This is a genomic window from Sphaerotilus hippei, assembly GCF_003201595.1.
Classification (GTDB): domain Bacteria; phylum Pseudomonadota; class Gammaproteobacteria; order Burkholderiales; family Burkholderiaceae_C; genus Sphaerotilus; species Sphaerotilus hippei.
On record NZ_QJJS01000007.1, the window covers coordinates 177570 to 197420 of the forward strand.

Below are 19851 nucleotides of genomic sequence, written 5' to 3' on the forward strand. Positions count from 1 at the left end.
CCGGACGGGCCTGCGCGGCCCGTGATCCATCCCGCCCGGCCCGGTCTCGACCCGGCCGGGCTTTTTCATGGCGCCTCGACCACCTGGTCGCGGCCCTGTGCCTTGGCCTGGTAGAGCGCCCGGTCGACCCGGCCGATCAGCGCATTGATCGATTCGTTGCGCTGCCGCAGCGCGGCGCCGACGGACGCGGTGACGGTGATCGGTGCCTGGGCGGCCGAGGGCAGCACGAAGGGCGTGCCACCCAGCGCTGCGTGCACCCGGCGCGCGGCTTCGCGCAGCTCGTCGGCGTCGCGCACCGCGAGCACGCAGGCGAACTCCTCGCCACCGAAGCGCGCGACCAGGTCGCTGGCCCGCATCGTCTCCTCCAGCCGGCGTGCCGTCGCCCGCAGCACGTCGTCGCCGGCCAGGTGGCCATGTTGATCGTTGACCCGCTTGAAGTGGTCCAGGTCGATCAGCAGCAGCCCGACCGGCGTGCCCAGGCGGTCCTGGCGGGCGAATTCGGCCTGCAGGCGCTCGAGCAGCGCCCGGCGGTTCAGTGCATTGGTCAGCGGGTCACGCTGGGCGAGTTCCTGGATGGTGTCCAGCGCGGTGCGCAGTTCGCCGTTGCGGCGCTGCAGCGTGGCGGCCATCTCGCGGTTGTCGACCATCGCGGTGATGGCCGACACGTTGAGCCGGCGCGAGATGATCCCGTAGAACAGGCTCAGCGCCAGGATGATCAGGCAGCCCAGGCCCATGATGTGGCGCAGCGGCTCGTCGGCGAGCAGATGGGCGATGCCCAGCGGCAGCATCAGCGGCACCATGAAGCCCAGCATCGCCGGGCGGTGCATGCACACGCCCTGGATGGACAGCGCGCAGACGCAGGCCAGGTAGAGCGTCTGCAGCATCAGGTAGGGCGGGTTGCCGGGCACGGCCATCAGGAACGGCGCGAGTCCCCAGGTCAGGCCGTCGAGGCCGATGGTGACCGTCAGGCCGCGCAACAGCCGCGGCCGCCGGGTGTCGGACACCCGGGCCTGAGACAGCAGCCGGCTCTGGACCAGGTTGCAGCTTTCCCACAGCGCGCACAGGCCCAGCCACAGCGCGATGTGACGGGCCGGTGCGACATCACGCATCGTGTAGGCCAGCAGGCAGAAGCCCAGCCACGAGGTCATCGCCGCGCCGAACTCGCGCTGTCCGAACTGGCGGGCGATCTCCCGCTGCAGGGCGACGGCGTTCGGCGGGTCGTGGGCTTCGAGGCGCATGGGATGATGGGGGTCGGGACCTCCTTCGTTTCGGCCACCGGCCAGGTGACTTGAGCGGTACGCTTCAGCCCGCCACGATCGATGGTGTCACCGTACGCTTGAGCGTCGATTCAGCCACACCTGGAGCCCCTGGGCATTGAGCTGGATGTCGAAGTCGAGCACGTCGTGCGCCCGTTCGTCGCTGACGGTCGAGCCCGACTCCCGCAGGGCCTCGAGCAGCGCCTGGCCGACCATGTGGCGCAGCGCGGCCTCGCGCCCGGCGACCGGCTCGTCCGCCAGGGCCAGCGTGCGGGTCTCGAAGACCGTCAGCAGGTCCTGGAACTGCCGGGCCACCCGCTCGTCGTGCGGCACGGCGCCGTAGTGGGTCAGGTAGAGCCACTGCGGATGGGCGGCGGCCATGCGGGCGGTGGTCTGCCGCAGCGCGGCCGGGTCGAACTGCACCGGCGTGGTGGTCGGGAACAGGAAGATGCCCGCGGCGCCGTCGAGCTCCCGGTAGCTGATGCCGTAGGTGTCGCCGGTGAACCAGCCGCGGCTGCGTTCGTCCCAGATCGCATGGTGGTGGTTGGCGTGGCCGGGCGCGTCGATCAGCCTCAGCTCACGCTGGCCGACCTGGATGCGCTGCTCGTCGTGGCTGCGCACCACCCGCTGCTCGTCGATCGGCTGGATCTCGCCGTAGGTGCGCGCCATGACCTCGGCCCCGTAGACCGCCTTGGCCCCTTCGATCAGCGCGATCGGCTGGATCAGGTGGCGGGCGCCCTTCGGGTGGATCAGCGCCCGGGCGTGTGGCAGCTGCTGCATCAGCAGGCCGGCGCCGCCGGCATGGTCGAGGTGCACATGGGTCGGGATGACCCAGTCGACCGAGTCCGGTCCCAGTCCGAGGTGGTCCAGCGCGCCGAGCAGGCGCGGCACGGCGGCGTTGTGGCCGGTGTCGAGGAAGGCCGCGCGGCCCTCGTCGACCATCAGGTAGCAGGCGTCGAAATGATCACGTTCCAGTCCGGTGTCGATGCACCAGAGGCCGGGGCCGAGCGGATGGAGCCACGGGGGCAGGGGGGCTGAGTTCATGTCCCTGATCGTATCCACCGCAGGCCTGCCGCAGCCTGACGGCCGGGTCGGTGCAGTCACGGATGGACGGCGGCACCGGGGGATGCCTCAGGCGCCGATTCCGGCTCGACCCGCTGGCTCTGCAGCTCGATGTCCAGCCGCGAGGCCACGTCGCGGCCGCCCAGGCGACCGGGCAGGAAACGGGTGGCCAGGAACATCTGCCGGATGCGCTCGAACAGCTCCCGGTCGTCCTCGTTGACCTGCTGCGGCAGCACGGCCACCACCGTGCCATGCGCATCGATCAGCAGCCGCACGGTCAGCGGCAGGCCGGTGGCGAAGCTGCCGGTCAGACCGTCGGCCTCGGGGGCCGAGACCGGCACCGCACCCCGGTCGAGCAGGGCCGTCGGCATGAAGGCTGCGGCCGGATCGCGTGCGCTGGGCTCGGTGGTGACGGCCTCGTCGGCGTACGCGGCCGGGGCGGGCGCATGGCTCGTGGCCGGCGTGGCGCGGGCCGCAGCGGAGAAGGCCGGGTCGCCGGCGGGGGCCTCGGGCTCAGGCACCGGTCGCCGCGGCGTGGCCAGCGTGACCGGCCGCGGGGCCAGGGCCTCGGTGGTGGCCGGCAGCGCCATCCGGCCCTGCACCGACGAGCCGGGTGGCGGGCCGAGGGCGCCGGTGGCGAGCGCGATCACCGCCGCGTGTGCGCCCGCGACCACGGCGACCAGGCCGGTCAGCAGGCCGGCCCGAGGACCGGACCGGGGGGGGCGCTGCCGAGTCATGCCAGCCCGGTGCCGGATCCGGTGCGGCCCATGGCTCAGTTCAGCGTCGGCACTTCACGCCAGTTCAGGCGGCGCACGCCGTCCGAGCTGGAGTAGGTGCCGGGCAGGCTGGTCACCGTGCCGTCGCTGCGTCCGCCCACCAGGCGCACCTTGCCGCCGCTGCTCTTGAAGGCGAGGTCGGTCACGATGCCCGAGGCCGACGAGGTGGTCGCGATCAGCGTGCCCGTGCTGTTGGTCAGCACCGACCGGCCGGTGGCGAAGCTGACGGCGAAGATGTAGCTCGAGCCGGTCGGCGTGCAGACATCCCCGTTGGGCAGGTTCACGGCCACGCCGACCACGCCGTTGTTGACCGTCGGGGCCACGTTGATGCGCTCGGCGATGCCGGAGGTGGTGTTCACCGCCAGGTCGAGGTACCAGCCCATCGGCCCGCTCGGCGAGCTGCCGATGCCGGTCAGCAGGTCGGTGTTGGCGCTCAGCTGGGACCGGGTGACCGGAAAGCTGGCGCCGGTGGGCAGCGTGGACGTCGTGTAGAAGTTGTCGACGTCACCGTCGATGATGGCGTAGAAGGACTGAGCCTGCGTGCTCTTGATGTCGCTGTCGGCCAGCAGGCGGCCGGTGCCGACCATGACGTAGCGCTTGCCGGTGGTCGGGTCGACCATGATGCGCGGCGGCGTGGTGACCGGCTGCGCGCTGCCGCTGGCGTTGGCCAGCGTGGCCAGCCGGATCGGCTGCGGGTAGTCGCCGGTGGTGCCGGTGAGGTCGTAGCGCCACAGGTTGCCGCGCATGTCCCCGGCGTACAGCGCGGTGGCGGTGTAGTCGGTGATGTCGGGGATGAAGGCGTTCACGTGGGCCAGGTCCAGCGGGGCGGTGCTGCTGCCGTAGCCGGTGGGCGTGACCACCTTCTCCAGCAGCGCGCCGGTGCTGGGGTTGACGAAGTAGATGTAGCCCCGGCCCGTGCCGTTGCCGTAGCCCGAGGTCAGCACCGCGACCCAGCCGTACTTGGCGGTCTTGACCACCCGGGCGTCGCCATAGGAGTAGCCCATGTCCGAGTCGGTGAACTGCCACTTCACCTTGCTGACCATCGCGGTCTGCGTGGTCCAGTCGGTGGGGTTGCTCACGTCGATCGCGTAGTAGCCCTTGCCCCCCTTGCCCAGGCCGCCGATCAGCATCGAGCGCCAGTCCGACGTGCTCGCCGCGGTGGCCGTGCCCGAGCGGTTGAAGTCGACGTCGTAGACCTGCGGGGTCGCGTCGACGTAGTAGCGGTGGGTGTAGTTGGGGTTGCCCAGCGCGGCCAGGCCGGTGGTGGGCGCGGTGGTGCTGCTGCCGTAGACGTAGCTGGGGATGAAGGCGAACAGCTCCTTGCCGGCGTTGCTGCCGCTGGCCCGGCCGTCGAAGGCGTGCATCATGCCGTCGTTGGATCCGGCGTAGACGACGACCTGGCGGCTGGCACGGGCGCGCTTGAACGCCGAGTAGCCCGGGTTGGTGTTGTCGTAGTAGGACGCGTCCGGCGCCCCGACGGCTGTCAGCTTGCTGTTGACGATGTCGCCCAGCCGGCTGGCCCGGCTGCGGTAGGGGCCGCCGTTGGCCCGCTCCTGGCTGCGGTCACCCCGCAGGTAGTTGAGGAAGTTGGCCGTGCTCTGCGAGGTGGCGCCGGTGACGGCGCCGAACGTGGCCAGCTGCGTCGAGGCGCTGGTGGTCATCGCCGCATGGGTGAATTCCAGCGCGGTCGTGCCGTTGTGCGTGACGATCTTGCGGTCGCTCGTGGCCATCGCGTCCAGCACGGCCGAGGCCTCCCACAGCGGCGTGGCCGTGATGGTGCCGGTGGTGGAGTAGCTGGTCGAGACCGCCTGCAGGTTGGCGCTCCAGGTGGCCGGGTCGTAGCTGGTCTGGTAGCTGGTCGAGCCGGTGCTGGTCTCGTTGGGCGAGGTGCTGGAGAAGGCCGTCGTGGTCGCCCGCTCGGTCTCGCCGACGATCTTCTCGAAGGCCGAGGTCAGGCCGTTGAGCATCGTGTCGGCCTGGGCGCCGGTGAAGTAGTTGTCCGGCCGGCGGTCGGTGCCCACCAGGTCCGACGAGTTGTACCAGCTCGACAGCGACAGCGTGCTGCTGCCGTTGGTGGTGGCGTAGGGTTCGAAGCTGGACGGCACCTCGAAGCCGCCGTACTTGGCGGCCAGCCAGTACTGGTTCTTCGGCTGGTAGTACTGGCCTTCGAGCACGTCGACCCAGTAGGTGGACACCGTCTGCTTGCCCGTCAGGTCGGAGCGCAGGTCGCGGGTGTGGGCGTCGTAGGCCAGCCCGGCGATGAAGAAGCTGTTGTATCGCCCCGAGGAGTAGCTGCCCAGGTCGCTGATGCCCTCGAGCTGCCCGACCATGTCGGTGGCCGTCTTGACGTTGACGCTGCTGTCCGTGCTCACGGCCGACGGGGTGGTCGGCTCTGAGGTGCGGATCGTGCTGCCGGGCAGGTTGGCGTCCTGCCAGCTGTTGACGTCGCCGATGCCCAGCACGAAGTTCTTCTGGCAGCTGTAGACGATCGGGTCGTCCCAGGTCTGGATCACCGGGAAGCCGTCGACCCAGCGCTGCATCGTGGCGAGGTTGCCGGCACCCGCCAGCGACGAGTATTCGGGCACGTTGCCGAGGTTGCTGAAGTAGCGCAGGCCGGCGTAGTAGAGCTCGCTGACCGGGTCGAGGCTCTTGAGCTGGTAGGTGGCCAGGCCGAACTGGTTCAGGTAGTTGATCACCCCGCTCCTGCTGATGCCCGGGTTGTAGCCCGACTGGCTGACGGCGGCGCTGTTGGTGCTGGTCACGTCGGCGCTGTCGGGGTTGCCGACCAGGATGCCGGTCGTGGCATTCCATTCCGTGGCGCTGTTGGTGATGGCCGACGAGCCCGGCACCGGCTGGGTCGGACCGACGTACTTCATGCGCGCGCGCATCACGCCGCCGTCACGCAGGTTGCTGTCGTCGGTCAGGTAGCCGAAGGCCGAGTAGCGCAGCTTGCTCGCGTACTTCTGGATCAGCCCCTCGGGCTTGGCCGCCGTGCTGCCGTACTGCACGCAGTTCGACTCCAGCCCGACGGTGCTGTCGCAGACCTTGATGCGCACGTAGAGCTCGTAGATGTCGCCCTGTCGCGCCAGCAGGCTGGAGAACAGCGACTGGTAGGAGTTGTGCCCCTGGTAGGGCTCGGCGCCCGAGGGCGGCGTCACGTCGGTGCTGATGTTGGCGTTGGTGCCGGTGACCCACATCTTCAGGCCGCCGGCCCAGACCCGGGTGGTCACGTTGGCCCAGTTGAAGGGGGTCGCCCCGCTGGTGCCCGAGGTCAGGGCCTTGTCCGGATAGTCCCACGCATGGCTGGCATAACCGGCGTGGTAGGTCTTGTCGATGATGGTCGACGACGTGGTGTCCACGCTGCGGTGTCCCCCGGTCATCGCCCACCGGAAGGCGTCGATGGTCTGCGTCGTCGCCCAGTTCAGGTAGTTGCCGCTCCAGCGTGACTGCGAGGCGTTGCTCACGCAGGTGCGGGTGCTGGTGATCTCCTTGGGCTCGAAGTAGCTGGTCGAATAGTTGGGTGCGAAGCTCGTGCCGGTGTTGACGTGGTTGTAGCGGTAGCACTTGGCCGGGTCGAAGTAGCCGTAGTAGATGCGGCTGACGTCGTAGGCGCTGGTCGACAGGTAGGCGGGGGTGCTGGCGGTCGGGTACTCGACCGACAGCGACAGCAGCAGGTTGCCCGGCACGCTGACGGTGGCGAACAGCGGCCGGTCGGCCAGCTCGGTGGTCTGGGCCGCGCAGGCCAGTGCCGCGGCCAGCGACAGCAGCAGGCCGCGTGACGCGGCCTGGCGCAGGCGCCGGCTGAGGCGGGTGGGCAGGGTCGGTGTGGGCTGCGTCATGGTGTCTCTGGGGCCGGATTCAGCGCGCGATCGTCGCCTGGAAGAACGCCTGGGTGTTGCGCGGACCGGTGGCGCGCACGGTGATGCGGTAGACCGCGCGGCCCTCGGCATTGACCTTGCGGTAGATCGCGTCGGCCGAGTTGTCCGTGGTGCTGTAGGCCAGCACGCAGCTGCGGGTGCTGTAGTCCCCGGCGCTGGCGCACTGGCGATCGACCACGTAGCGCAGCGTCACGCCGGTGTCGCTGTCGGTGAGGTCGGCGCCGGTCAGGCCGGCGGCGGTGAAGGCGGCGTCGCTGGTCAGCACGGTCGGGATGCCCTGCGCATTGCTGGCCTGCAGGCTGGCGTAGTAGTTGGCGCTGGCCAGATCGGCCTCGCGGGCCGCTTCGGTCGCCAGCGCGCCCGAGGTCATGGCGGTGCTGACCACGCCCACCGCCCTCTGGGCCTGGTGCACCAGATCCCGGCGGTAGGCGATGTTGCCCACCTGCAGCAGCGAGTTGTCCATCGCGCGGATCAGCGCGGCGCCCGCCAGCAGCATCGCGGCCAGCGCGATCAGGGTCAGGATCAGGGCGGAGCCCCGCTGGTGCTGGAGCCGGTGCCGCGGCGTCATGGTGTGCTCCAGTTCGGCAGGATGGTGTTGACGAGCGGGATCGTCAGGTCCACGGTCTGGTAGCGGTACTGCTGCTCGGTGCTGCTCAGCGTGCGGGTGTGGGTCAGCGTGCTGCCCAGGTCGGAGAACAGCGTCAGCGAGGCCGGGGCCACCGCCGCGGCCTCCTTGCTGCTGGCCCGCAGGATCAGCCCGACCCGCAGCGCGACGATGCGCTGCAGGTTGGCGCTGGCCGCCGCCGAGCCGTCGCTCAGCGAGGCGATCGCGTAGGTGCCGGTGGGCGCCTGCCAGCTGTCGACCCGGCCGTCCCCGCTGGTGTCCACGCCGTAGAGCGCCTGCAGCTCGAAGACGCCGTCGGCGACGGCCTGCGCCGTCGTGCCCGAGCCTTGCAGCAGGTCGTAGCTGAACAGCGTGTTGTCGTTGCCCACGCCGATCAGCAGCACGCTGGGCGGGTTGTCGCTCGCGTTGCCCAGGCTGAAGATGGCCGCTTCGGTCGAGTAGTCGGTCAGCGCGCGCGAGTTGATCGTGCTGGCGTGGAAGGTGCCGGCCAGCGCGACGTTGCCGTCGTCGCCCGTGGCGTAGGTGCTGCTGACCTGCGTCAGCGTGCAGGGCAGGGTGGCGCCGGTGTTGCTGGTCTGGCGATCGGCCAGCAGCAGCAGGTCGTTGGCCCGCAGGCCCACGCCGCTGGTCAGCGACAGCGTGGTGCTGGTGGTGATGGCGCTCAGGTTGATCGGCATCTCCGAGCGGCCGCCGGTGCCGGCCGTGACGATCAGCACGTCGGAGGCCTGGCCGGACACGCCCGGGGTCGTCTGTCCCGAGGCGATCAGCACCGGCGCGAGCCGGAACACCCCGGCGGTGCCCGGGTTCACGCTGGCGAAGGGTGCCGGCAGCGTGCCGGTCACCGGCAGGATCTGCGTGCTCGACCGGGACACGTGCAGCGCGCAGCCCAGCGCGAAGCTGCCCTGCATGAAGCCCGAGCCGGCGCTGCGCACCCAGCGGTCGAGCAGCATCTGCGTGTAGGCGCTCAGCTGGGTGGTGTCGCCACTGGCCATCGTGCGGCGGCGGCTGGCATCGGCCAGGCCCAGCACGCTGATCACGGCGGCACTGATGATCAGACCGATCAGCAGGCCCACCATCAGCTCGATCAGGGTCATGCCCCGGGAGGCCGTGCGCGGGGGCCGCAGGCGGGTGGGTCCGGTGTTCACAGCGCGACCTTGGTGATGTAGCGGAAACTGCCCTCGTTGCTCGGGCGGGCGGGCGGGCGCCAGGTGATGGTGATGCTCACCACGCCGTTGGCGTCGGGGGTGCCCACCGTCGCGGTCGCGTTGGGCAGGCCGGAGGCCGTGGGGGTCTGCACGCGGGTGGTCCAGGCCGTGATGGTGGCCGCCGGCAGCGAGGTGGTGCGCGCGGTCCACATCTGGCTGCTCAGCTCGGAGGCCAGCAGCGCGGCGCGGTTGCGGTCCTCGCCATCGACCGCGTACTGGATGGCCCGGGCGTGCAGCGCGGCCATGCCCAGCACGCCGATGGACAGCAGCAGGAAGGCGATCAGCGCCTCGATCAGCGAGACGCCCCGCTGGTGGCGGCGCGCGCCGGCCGGCCGGCGTGATGGCGGGGGAGCCAGGGTCATTCCCGTTTTCCTTCAGCAGCCGTCCGGGACGGTGCTCGACAGGGTCTTGTCCCGGTTGCACAGACGCACCTGGCCGCCGGTGGTGATGGTGATGCGCAGCCTCAGCGTGCCGCCGGTGGCGGTCACGTCGTAGGTCTGGGCGGCGGCGCTGCAGTTGCTGCCCAGCCCGGTGCTGGTGTTGCTCACCTGGCGGCCGATGCTGTTGAAGCAGACCACGGCCGGCCCGGTCAGGCTGGCCCGCGATCCGGTCGAGATCGTGCTGCCCTGGACGAAGGCCGTGGCGTCGCTGACGGTCTCGCCGGTGAGCAGGGGCAGGGTCTGCACGTACCAGTTCGGGCCGTTGGCCACCGGCGTGGCCGACACCGCCGGGGCGGCGCTGGTCAGCACGAAGGCGGCCTGCCGGCCCCGCTGCATCGCGACCGACTGCGCCAGCCGGATGCCGTTGATCAGCTGCTCGGCCATGTTGCGCACGCGCGCGTTGGCCATCCAGGCGGTCATCTGCGGCGCCGCGGCCACCAGGATCAGCGCGGCCACCGACAGCGTCACCAGCAGCTCGATCAGCGAGAAGCCGCGGGTCCGGCTCAGCATGTGTCCCCCTTGCGGAACAGCCAGCAGGCCGCGCCGCCCGTGGGCAGGGCCGGCCAGCCGGTCGGCACGGCGGTCGTGCGCTGGCGGGCGTTCTGGTCGATCGAATAGACCAGGCCGCTGGTCGCGCCGCTGCCGGTGGCGGTGATGGTGTAGGCCGAGGCGGTCGGCGTGGCGCAGACCACCGCGAAGGAGCCGACCGTCCGGCTGGTCGTGCAGGGGCCGCCGACATAGGTCCGCTGGCCCAGGATGTACTGCTCCATGCGGTGGCGCCCGTCCGACAGCGCCGCCGTGGCATCGGCCGCATGGGCCCGCACGACCTGCTCGCGGTAGGTCGCGTTGGCCACCACCGCCAGGATCGCGACGATCACCACGGCGATCATCAGCTCCAGCAGGGTGAAGCCGCCCTGGGCGCTGCGCACGGTGGACGCCGTGGCCGGCGTCCGGGGAAAGAAGGGAGCGGTGCACGCCATGACCACGCGACTATTCACCAGTTGTTCCCGGATCAAACACCCGAGATGTGACGAGATTTCAGCCCTGGTTACATGATTTTACGACCGCGGTCAACCCTGGCTCCTGTTCGTCGAGACTAACACGCACCGATGCCGTTCTTTCAATGCTGGGGGTGGTAACAGCATCGTTAAGATTCTGACCATACCCTGAATGGAGGATCCCATGCCCGATCTCACCACCGCGCCCGCCGGGGCCTGGCCACCGTCCGGCGTGGCCTGTTGCGGGCGCTGGCGTGCCGGCGCCCGGCGCGGCGTGGCGGTGCTCGTGCTGCTGGCCGCTCCGGCCTGGGCCCAGTACAAGATCGTCGGGCCGGATGGCCGCGTGACCTACACCGACATGCCACCGGCCGGTGCGCTCGACACGGCCCCGCGCGCCGCCCGGGCGGCCTCCGCCGCGGCGCCCGCGTCGACGCTGCCCTACGAGCTCAGGCAGGTCGTGGCCCGCTACCCGGTGCGCCTCTACAGCACGCCGTCCTGCGGGCCCTGCGACCAGGCCCGCCAGAGCCTGCAGCAGCGTGGCATCCCGTTCACCGAGTCGACCGTCACCACCGATGCCGACCGCGCCGTGCTGCAGCGCCAGGAAGGCGTGGCCGAGCTGCCCGTGCTGCGGGTGGGCTCGCAGCGCCTCGTCGGCTGGCAGGAGCGTGAATGGGGGCTGACGCTCGACGCGGCCGGTTATCCGTCCACCAGCCGCCTGCCCGCGTCCTATGCGATGCCCGCGGCGCAGTCGCTGGCCCCGGCCGTGCCGGCCGCTGCGGCCGAGCCCGGGCGCGAGGCGGTCCGCCGCGACACCACGGTCAGCGTGCCGGTCGAGCCGGCGGCGTCCGGGCCGCGCATCCGCTTCTGAATGAAAAACGCCAGTCCGGGGACTGGCGTTCGGGTGGGCTCATCGCCGCCCCGCGAGGGGCGGCGTGACACGCGTCAGCTGCCGATGCGGCCGCCGTCGTTCTTCGTGATCACGACCGTGGCCGAGCGCGGACGGGCCGTGCCGCCATCGGGCCAGTGGCTGCCGTAGGCCGACGGCGTCGCCAGCGTCGCGGCCGTGGTGTCTTCACCCGGGTGCTGGATGTTGATGAAGATCGCCTTGCCGTCCGGCGTCTCGCAGATGCCGGTGACCTCGGCCTGCGCCGGGCCGACCAGGAAACGCTTGAGCGTGGTCGCCGTGGGCTTCTTGCCCATGTAGGTGTCCACGGCCAGCGTGACGGTGTCGCGCGTGTTGTTGACCGTCACCTTGCCCCCGTCGCCACGCGTGCCCGCCACCGCGGCCAGCAGCATGCAGTTGGTCACGTCGGTGTAGGCGCCGTCGTCGGTCTCGATCCAGGCCAGGCCGGTGCTGTTGGCAAAGCGCATGCCGTCCGGGCTGGAGAAGTCCTGGTCGGCGGTCAGGCCCGACAGGTTGATGGCTTCCGCCGCGGTCGACTCGGCACCGAACAGGTAGACGTCCCAGCTGAACGCCGTGGCCGCCGGGTCACGGCCGGTTTCCGAGATGCGGATGATGTGGCCGTTGACGTTGCCCTTCTGCGCCGTGGCCGTGCCCTTGGTGTCGTTGTAGGCACGCGGGTTGGCGGCGTCGACCAGCGGATACGCCGTGCCGGTCAGCACGCGGTTCGTGTTGTTCGTCAGCGTGAAGTAGATGTCGTCGGTGGCCGGGTTGACGGTGCTCCACTCCGGACGGTCCATCTTCGTCGCGCCCACCGCGTCGGCGGCCAGGCGGGCGTTGATCAGCACGTCGGCCTGGTTGGCGAAGGTGTAGGTGGCGTAGCCGGCGATGGCGGCCACGCCGATGTCCAGCAGCAGCCACTGGCCGGTGCCGTCGGCGTTGAACTTGGCGACGTAGAGCTTGCCCGAGTCCAGGTACTTGTCGCCGGTGGCGATGCGGTCGGCCGGGGTGGCGTCGGCGGCGGCCCAGTTCGCGGTGGAGACGAACTTGTAGATGTACTCGCCGCGCGAGTCGTCACCCATGTAGAAGGCCAGCGGCTTGCCGGCCACCGGGGTCAGGTAGGCGGCGGCTTCGTGGGCGAAACGGCCCATCGACGTGCGCTTCCTGATCGCGGCCGACCTGTTGTACGGGTCGATCTCGACGTTCCAGCCGAAGTTGTTGGTGATGTTGCGGTAGTCGTCGGTGCCGTCGGTCGACGTGCCGATCTGGCTGGCGTTCCAGCGTGCGTACAGGTCGGCGCTGCCGCCGGTCTCCCAGCCGTAGCGGCTGGCGGCGCCGGCGGCCAGGCCGTAGCGCTTGAGCGAGACCACGCTGCGCGCGGTGCTGCCGCCGCGGGTGGTGTCGTCGGTCGACGAGCGGGTGAAGTAGCCGATCCAGTTCTCTTCGCAGGTGATCAGCGTGCCCCAGGGCGTCGTGCCGGTGCCGCAGTTGTTCTGCGTGCCGCGCGTGGTCGAGCCGTCGATGGAGTACTTCGTCTTCATCAGCGCGTCCCCGGCGGCCGCGCCGGACAGCACCATCGTCGTCGCGGCGGTGATGCGGCGGTTGAAGCTCGAGTCCTGCACGTAGCTGATGACTCCGCCGCTGCGCTTGACCTCGACGATCGACAGGCCGTGCACCGCCACTTCCTTGTCCACCTCGGCGGCCGGGCGCGGGTTGGCGGTCGGGCCGTTGGCGTGCAGGAACAGGTTGTTCTGGTACTCGTGGTTCATGCCCAGCAGGCCGCGCTCGCTGTTGGAGGCGTCCGGTCCGGTGCCGGCGGCGTTCAGGCCGAAGTACTCGATGCCGTCGTGGCAGTCGCCCGAGCGCTTGTCGAAGTCGCCGTCGGTGCCGTCGTTCTTCGCCGCGGCGATGCCCGAGGCGATCGGGTCACCGGTGCGGTAGAGCACGGTGGCGGTGTAGCCGGCGGGCACGGTGATGGTGTCGGCCAGGGTCTTGGCCACGGCGGTGAAGCCCAGGCTGGTGATCGCGCCGGTGCTGCCCGCGGCCGGCGTGTCGTCGTCGCCGCCACCACAGGCGCTCAGGCTCAGGCTGCCCATCACGGCGGTGGCGGCCGTGCCCACGCTGCCACGCAGCACGCCGCGGCGGCTCAGGCGCGCATTCAGCACCGACTCGAACGTCGGGTTGTCGCTGGTGTTGCTGTGGTCTTCTTCGCGGAAAGCCAGGAGGCTCTGGTCGACGGGCTTGTTCATGGAGGGTGCGATCCGGTTGGGGGAAGAACGCACGGATGCTCGTTGCTGATCGTGAAGCGCCCGTGAACAAATGAAGTCCGTTCCGTGACACGGTGCAGTACCACTGCGGTCCGGCCGGTGCCCGGGCGTGATGGGGCACACTGCCGGCGGCGCGCGCCACGGCGGCGCGGCCCGTCGGTCCGGCACGATGCCGGGCGTGCTCCATGGAAGCTCCGGATGAACGTGTCCACCCTGATCGGTCGAGGCCTGGTGGCCTGTGGTGCAGCCTGCCTGCTGTCGTCGTGCGCGGTGGTGGCCGTCGGCGCCACCGTGGTCGGCGCGGCCGTGAGCGTGACCACCACCGTGGTGAGCACCGGCGTGAAGGCGACCACCGCCGTGGTCGGGGCGGCGGTCGATGCCGTCTCCGGCGACGAGGCGGCCTCGGCGCCGCGCTGAGCCTTCAGGCGCGGCGGGGGCCGCTGGCGTTCACTCGATCGGCGTCAGCTTGGCCACGCTCAGCGCCAGCCACTTGGTGCCGTGGCGGCCGAAGTTGATCTGCGCCCGGGCGTCGTCGCCCTTGCCCTCGAGCGTCAGGATCACGCCTTCGCCGAACTTGTTGTGGAACACGCTCTGGCCCTGGCGCAGCCCGTGGCCCGAGGCCTTGGCCGCGCTCTGCGCCATGGCCGTGGGCACCGGTGCGGCCCAGGCGGGGGGCGGCGCGGCCGCCGGCTGCCAGCCGCCGTTGCGCCCCGCGCCGACGATGCCGCCCGGGCCGCTTCCACGCTGCCAGGCCTGCTGGTACTGCTGTGCGTGGCCCGAGCCGAAACCCTGCTGCTTGGGCGTGATCCACTTCAGCGCCGACTCGGGCAGCTCCTCGAGGAAGCGGCTCTTGACGTTGTAGCGGGTCTGGCCGTGCAGCATGCGCGTCTGGCTGAAGCTCATGTAGAGCCGCTGGCGCGCCCGCGTGATGGCCACGTACATCAGCCGGCGCTCCTCCTCCAGGCCGTCGGCCTCGGTCATCGCGTTCTCGTGCGGGCACAGGCCTTCTTCCAGGCCGGTGATGAAGACGCAGTCGAACTCCAGGCCCTTGGCCGCGTGCACCGTCATCAGCTGGATCGCGTCCTGGCCGGCCTGGGCCTGGTTGTCGCCCGCCTCCAGCGCCGCGTGGGTCAGGAAGGCGGCCAGCGGCGAGAGGATCTCGCCGGTCTCCGCGTCGGGCAGCAGGTCGACCGCGGCCAGCGCCTCGGGCTGGCCGGGCAGCGGCGCGGCGATGGTGCCCGGCGAGGTCTCGTCCACCGGCAGCGCCACCGCGTCCTTGCCGAAGCCCTCGATGGTGACGAAGGCCTCGGCGGCGGTGACCAGCTCCTCCAGGTTCTCGATGCGGTCCTGGCCTTCCTTCTCCGTGCGGTAGAAGGTGATCAGGCCGCTGGCCTCGAGCATGCGCTCGATGATCTCGCGCAGCGTCAGCCCGCGCGTGTCCTCGCGCAGGCGGTCGATCAGCGTCGTGAAGCCGGCCAGCTTGCTGCCGGCCGCACCGCCGACCGAGCCCACGCTCTGGTAGAGGCTGCGCCCGCTGGCGCGGGCCGCGTCCTGCAGCTGCTCGACCGTGCGCGCGCCGATGCCGCGGGTCGGGAAGTTCACCACCCGCAGGAAGCTGGTGTCGTCGTTGGGGTTCTCGGTCAGGCGCAGGTAGGCCAGCGCGTGCTTGATTTCCGCCCGCTCGAAGAAGCGCTGGCCACCGTAGACCCGGTAGGGCACGCCGGCGTTGAACAGCGCCGACTCCAGCACCCGCGACTGCGCGTTGCTGCGGTAGAGGATGGCGATCTCCACCCGCGGCGTGCCGGCGCGGTGCAGCTGCTGCGCCTCCTCGAGCAGCCACTGCGCCTCGGCGTAGTCGCTGGTGGCCTCGTAGACCCGCACCGGCTCGCCCGGGCCGGCCTCGGTGCGCAGGTTCTTGCCCAGGCGCCGGGTGTTGTGGCTGATCAGCGCGTTGGCCGAGTCGAGGATGTTGCCGTAGCTGCGGTAGTTGCGCTCGAGCTTGATGACCTGCCGGACGTGGTACTCCCGCTCGAAGTCGCTCATGTTGCCGACCTGCGCGCCGCGGAAGGCGTAGATGCTCTGGTCGTCGTCGCCGACGGCCAGCACCGCGGCGGTGCGCCCGTCGGCCGGGTCGCCGGCGAACATCTTCAGCCAGGCGTACTGCAGCTTGTTGGTGTCCTGGAACTCGTCGACCAGGATGTGCTGGAAACGGTGGCGGTAGTGCTCGCGCAGCGAGGCGTGGTCGCGCATCAGCTCGTAGGTGCGCAGCATCAGCTCGGCGAAGTCGACCACGCCCTCGCGCTGGCACTGGTCTTCGTAGGCCTGGTAGATCTCGACCATCTTCTGCGACTGCGCGTCGTGGATCACCACGTCCTGCGGGCGCAGCCCGTCTTCCTTGCTGCCCGCGATGAACCAGCTCACCTGCTTGGGCACGAAGCGCTCCTCGTCGAGCTTCATCGCCTTGATGATGCGCTTGACCGCGCTGAGCGAGTCGCCGGTGTCGAGGATCTGGAAGCTCTGCGGCAGCGCGGCCAGCTTCCAGTGCGCACGCAGGAAGCGGTTGCACAGGCCGTGGAAGGTGCCGATCCACATGCCGCGCACGTTCACCGGCAGCATGGCCGACAGGCGGGTCAGCATCTCCTTGGCCGCCTTGTTGGTGAAGGTCACCGCCATCACGCCGCCGGGCGTGATCTGGCCGGTCTGCATCAGCCAGGCGATGCGGGTGGTCAGCACCCGGGTCTTGCCCGAGCCGGCGCCGGCCAGGATCAGCGCCGGCTCGCCCGGCAGCGTCACCGCGGCGAGCTGTTCCGGATTCAGGCCCTGCAGCAGGCGGCTGCTGCCGGCGGGGCCGTGCGATGGCGGGCTCGGGGGTTCGGCCGGGGCATCGAACAGGTCGGCGGGCGGCAGGCTGGGGGAGGAGGGCAAGGGCATGGGGGGATTTTAAGGACTCCCCGCCCGAGGGTTGGTGCTGTTATGCTGCACTGCAACATGGCTCCCGGTCCACCGGGAAGGAGCAACCCATGCTGGGATGGAATGCGCTTCCTCGCCCGCGCCCCCTGAGCCTGGCGCTCCAGGGGGGTGGCGCCCACGGTGCCTACACCTGGGGGGTGCTCGATGCGCTGCTGGAAAGCGGCCGCTTCGACTTCGACGGCATCAGCGGCACCAGTGCCGGGGCGATGAACGCCATCGTCATGGCCCACGGCCTGGCCAGCGTCGCCGCCGGTGCGTCAAGGCCGCGGGCGGCCGAGGCCGCCCGCGAGGCGCTGGCCTCGTTCTGGGAGGCCCTGGCCACCCAGCTGCCCTTCGACTGGCTCACCGGCGGGGACGTGAGCAACCCGACGCTGTCGCCGGCCGCGCGCATCCTGATGCAGTGGAGCCAGGTGCTGGCACCGCACCAGCTCAACCCGCTGCAGCTCAACCCGCTGCGTGACGTGCTGGAGCGCCATGTCGACTTCGAGCGCCTGCGCCGCGACAGCCCGGTGCGCCTGTTCATCGCCGCCACGCAGGCCAACACCGGCCGGCTGCGGCTGTTCCGCAACGCCGAGATGAGCGTCGACGTCGCGCTGGCCTCCGCCTGCCTGCCCACGCTGCACCCGGCGGTGCTGATCGACGGCGAGCCCTACTGGGACGGTGGCTACAGCGCCAATCCCGCGCTGTTCCCGCTGGTGCAGCACGCCCGGGCGCCGGACCTGCTGATCGTGCTGCTGAGCAACCCGCAGCACACCGCCACGCCGACCTCCGTCGCCGACATCCGGCTGCGCGCGCTGGAGATCGGCTTCAACGCCGCCTTCCTGCGCGAGGCCGTCGCGCTGGGCGAGGCCTGTGCCCAGGCCCGCCATCCGACCTTCGTCATCGGCGCGCAGGAGCGGCGCCTGGTCCGCCTGCGTTTCCACCTCATCGACGCCAGCGACGCGCTCGGCCACCTGTCGGCCCACACCCGGATGTTGCCGCACCGGCCCTTCCTGCAGTGGCTGTTCGAGCAGGGCCGCGCCCGCACGCGGGCCTGGCTGGCGCACGAAGGCTGCCGTGTCGGGCAGCTGGGCACCGTCGACCTGCAGGCCCTGTTCGCCTGCCGCAGCCCCGCCACGCTCGACGACGGCCGGCGCGCCGACGAGCTGCTGGCCGGCTGAGCCGGTGCCTCGCCAGGGCTCACAGCCAGCGGCGCACCGTCGAGCGGTACTCGGCATACGCCCGGCCGAACCGCCGCGCCAGCACCCGCTCCTCGGGCCGGATCTGGAAGCGCTGGATGAACAGCACGAAGCCCATCGGCCCCAGCAGCGCCCAGGGCGTCGACAGGTACAGCGCCCAGCCCAGCAGCATCGACAGCATGCCCGCATACATCGGGTTGCGGGTCAGCCGGTAGACCCCCGTGCAGACCAGCGTCGAGGTGTTGCCCGGCTTGAGCGGATGCACCGTCGTGCGCGCCCGCCGGAACGACAGCAGCCCCGCCAGATCCAGCCCCAGCCCGATCAGCACCAGCACCAGCGCTCCACCCGTGCGCACCGGCTCCGGCAGCGCCCACGCCGGCCCCTGCGCGGCGAGCAGCTTCATGCCCAGCGCCATCAGCAGCCCCACCACCGGTGGCGGCACCTTGAGCTCGAGCGCCTTCAGCAGTCGGCTCAGCATGGCCGTCCGCCCCGGGGGGTGAACCGCCATCGGCCGTCCGGGCGCTGGTGAGCGCTCGATGGGGGTGTCGACCACCACGCAGGACGATGAGTGCTAGATCTGATCAAGCACGAAAATTCGGGTCTTCTTGAATCGTTCACCGCCTGATGCCTGCTGACAATAACTGACATTTCTATGCTCCGTGGATGAGCAAATCATGAAGGCTGTACCGCGATGATGAAGTTCCTGAACCAGTTTTCCGTTGCCACGCGTCAATGGGCCTTGTTGACGATCAGTGCGGTGGTGGTCAGCGTCTGCGTCGCCGTGGGATTGTTCGCCATCGAGCGTCTGGGACAAAGCAGCCAGGAGGCCTTCGTCGCCAAGGACGTGGTCGCCGACATCCTGCCTCCACCCATGTACCTGATCGAACTGCGCCTGGTGCTGTCCCAGGGCATCGAAGGCACGCTCGAGCCTGAACAGGCGATCGCTGAAGTCCAGCGTCTGCGCAAGGAGTATGAAGAGCGCGTGGCCTGGTGGAGCGCTCATCCGCCAGCGGCGCTGGCATCCGACCTGCTCGGTCGCCAGCATGCCGATGGCCAGCGTCTGATGGTGCTGGCACAGACGCTCACCGAGACCCTGCGTGATCAGGGTCAGGACGCGGCCCGTGCGCTGTTGCCGCAGGTGGATCAACTCTATCGGGCGCATCGTGCGGCGGTGGACGTGACCGTCAAGCTCGGGCTGGATCACGCGGATCTCGCGATGGCGGCCTTCGACCGCACGGCTGAACAGGGTTGGCGTGTGCAGTCCCTGGTGCTGGTGACCGGGCTGATCGGCCTGGGCCTGTTGAGCTGGCTCATCGCCCGCTCGGTCGTGCAGCCGCTGCGCCATGCCGTCGAGGTGGCGCAGGCCGTGGCACGCGGCGATCTGACCCGCCAGATCCAGGTGGACGGCCGGGATGAGCCTGCCCGTCTGTTGCAGTCGCTCAATCGCATGTGCGCTTCCCTGGCGGATACGGTCGGACAAGCTCGTTCCAGCAGTCTGAACCTGGCGGCGGCGGTGCATCAGCTGGCGGCAGGCAACGATGACCTCAAGTCCCGCACGGTCGTCCACCAGTCCGAGCTGGATCTGACCGCGGCCAGCATGCGTGCCGGCCTCGAATCCGTGCAGGAAAACGCCGTCAGTGCCGAGGATGCCAGGACGCTGGTGCAGGCCATCTCGGCCGCGGCTCTCCAGGGCAGCTCTGCCGTGGGGGCCTTGTCCTCGACGATGGACGGGATTTCCACGTCGTCACAGCGGGTCGGCAGCATCGTCGGCGTCATCGAGGGCATTGCCTTCCAGACCAACCTGCTGGCGCTGAATGCAGCGGTGGAAGCCGCTCGGGCAGGTGAGCAGGGACGTGGTTTTGCCGTGGTGGCCGGCGAGGTTCGCCAACTGGCCAAACGCTCGTCTGAAGCGGCTCGCGAGATCCGTGACCTGGCGGCCGCCAGCACGTCCGATGTCGGGCGGGGCAACGAGATGGCACGCGAGGCCAGCGTCGCCTTCGATGACATGGTCCGTCAGGTGGACCAGATGAGCCAGCGGATCGGCAGCATCTGGGAATCCACCTTCGCCCAGATTTCCGGCATCAACATGGCGTCCGAGAGCATGGCGGTGCTGTCCAGCAGTGCTGAATCCAACGTGGCCCTGGTGACTCAGACCGCCGGTCTGGCTGCGATGCTGCGTGATGATGCCCGTCGCCTGGCCGATGTCGTCGAGCGCTTCCGCTTGCCTGCGTCCGTCGCCTGACGGGCTGGAACGAATCTGGCCGTCCCGGTCCATGGCTCGGTCGCTGAGCCCTG

Annotated in this window: 16 protein-coding genes; 4 read left to right on the forward strand and 12 right to left on the reverse strand. The window is 70.3% G+C overall.

Annotation, left to right across the window (positions count from 1 at the left end):
* Nucleotides 1–65: 65 nt before the first annotated feature.
* From C7444_RS20890 to C7444_RS09835, 9 genes are all read right to left on the reverse strand, one after another.
* Entirely contained in the window at nt 66–1238 is a 1173-nt protein-coding gene (locus C7444_RS20890) for a GGDEF domain-containing protein (RefSeq protein ID WP_110400669.1), read from the reverse strand.
* Between the two features lie 87 nt (nt 1239–1325).
* Nucleotides 1326–2300 carry an MBL fold metallo-hydrolase gene (locus C7444_RS09800; RefSeq protein ID WP_110400670.1) on the reverse strand — a complete coding sequence of 325 codons (975 nt, stop codon included), beginning with the start codon at nt 2298–2300 and terminating at the stop codon, nt 1326–1328.
* 56 nt (nt 2301–2356) lie between these two features.
* Complete coding sequence (locus C7444_RS09805; protein WP_110400671.1) at nt 2357–3055, reverse strand: hypothetical protein; 699 nt, start codon at nt 3053–3055, stop codon at nt 2357–2359.
* Between the two features lie 35 nt (nt 3056–3090).
* Nucleotides 3091–6933, reverse strand: a complete 3843-nt coding sequence (locus C7444_RS09810; protein ID WP_110400672.1) for a pilus assembly protein — start codon at nt 6931–6933, stop codon at nt 3091–3093.
* Nucleotides 6934–6952: 19 nt separating this feature from the next.
* Nucleotides 6953–7540 carry a hypothetical protein gene (locus C7444_RS09815; RefSeq protein ID WP_110400673.1) on the reverse strand — a complete coding sequence of 196 codons (588 nt, stop codon included), beginning with the start codon at nt 7538–7540 and terminating at the stop codon, nt 6953–6955.
* A complete protein-coding gene (locus C7444_RS09820; RefSeq protein WP_110400674.1) occupies nt 7537–8742 on the reverse strand; it encodes a PilW family protein in 1206 nt (401 codons plus the stop codon). The genes C7444_RS09815 and C7444_RS09820 overlap by 4 nt, the downstream gene beginning before the upstream one ends.
* A complete protein-coding gene (gene pilV, locus C7444_RS09825) occupies nt 8739–9164 on the reverse strand; it encodes a type IV pilus modification protein PilV (RefSeq protein ID WP_110400675.1) in 426 nt (141 codons plus the stop codon). Before pilV ends, C7444_RS09820 begins: the two co-directional genes overlap by 4 nt.
* 12 nt (nt 9165–9176) lie before the next feature.
* Nucleotides 9177–9752, reverse strand: a complete 576-nt coding sequence (locus C7444_RS09830) for a pilus assembly FimT family protein (protein ID WP_110400676.1) — start codon at nt 9750–9752, stop codon at nt 9177–9179.
* The gene (locus tag C7444_RS09835) at nt 9746–10222 is read right to left on the reverse strand and encodes a type IV pilin protein (protein ID WP_110400677.1); all 477 of its coding nucleotides are present in this window, start codon (nt 10220–10222) and stop codon (nt 9746–9748) included. The genes C7444_RS09830 and C7444_RS09835 overlap by 7 nt, the downstream gene beginning before the upstream one ends.
* A gap of 202 nt (nt 10223–10424) precedes the next feature.
* Here C7444_RS09835 and C7444_RS09840 point away from each other — a divergent pair, with 202 nt between their 5' ends.
* Nucleotides 10425–11108, forward strand: coding sequence for a glutaredoxin family protein (locus tag C7444_RS09840; RefSeq protein ID WP_170130695.1), 684 nt, complete (start codon nt 10425–10427; stop codon nt 11106–11108).
* A 74-nt stretch (nt 11109–11182) separates the two neighbouring features.
* Here C7444_RS09840 and C7444_RS09845 read toward each other — a convergent pair whose 3' ends face one another.
* Nucleotides 11183–13390, reverse strand: a complete 2208-nt coding sequence (locus tag C7444_RS09845; protein WP_110400679.1) for a PhoX family protein — start codon at nt 13388–13390, stop codon at nt 11183–11185.
* A 216-nt stretch (nt 13391–13606) separates the two neighbouring features.
* Between C7444_RS09845 and C7444_RS09850 the strand changes: the two genes are divergently transcribed.
* The gene (locus C7444_RS09850; protein WP_110400680.1) at nt 13607–13825 is read left to right on the forward strand and encodes a hypothetical protein; all 219 of its coding nucleotides are present in this window, start codon (nt 13607–13609) and stop codon (nt 13823–13825) included.
* A 30-nt stretch (nt 13826–13855) separates the two neighbouring features.
* On the opposite strand, the gene C7444_RS09855 is transcribed toward C7444_RS09850, so the two are convergent.
* Nucleotides 13856–16339, reverse strand: coding sequence for a UvrD-helicase domain-containing protein (locus C7444_RS09855; protein ID WP_110400681.1), 2484 nt, complete (start codon nt 16337–16339; stop codon nt 13856–13858).
* Between the two features lie 89 nt (nt 16340–16428).
* Here C7444_RS09855 and C7444_RS09860 point away from each other — a divergent pair, with 89 nt between their 5' ends.
* Nucleotides 16429–17538 (forward strand): patatin-like phospholipase family protein, encoded by a 1110-nt coding sequence (locus tag C7444_RS09860; RefSeq protein WP_110400682.1) that lies wholly within the window; start codon nt 16429–16431, stop codon nt 17536–17538.
* Nucleotides 17539–17557: 19 nt separating this feature from the next.
* On the opposite strand, the gene C7444_RS09865 is transcribed toward C7444_RS09860, so the two are convergent.
* On the reverse strand, nt 17558–18034 hold the full coding sequence (locus tag C7444_RS09865; protein ID WP_110400683.1) for a methyltransferase family protein: 477 nt from the start codon (nt 18032–18034) through the stop codon (nt 17558–17560).
* Nucleotides 18035–18247: 213 nt separating this feature from the next.
* Here C7444_RS09865 and C7444_RS09870 point away from each other — a divergent pair, with 213 nt between their 5' ends.
* Nucleotides 18248–19798: a methyl-accepting chemotaxis protein gene (locus C7444_RS09870; protein ID WP_110400684.1), complete on the forward strand. Its 1551-nt coding sequence runs from the start codon at nt 18248–18250 to the stop codon at nt 19796–19798.
* Nucleotides 19799–19851 lie beyond the last annotated feature (53 nt).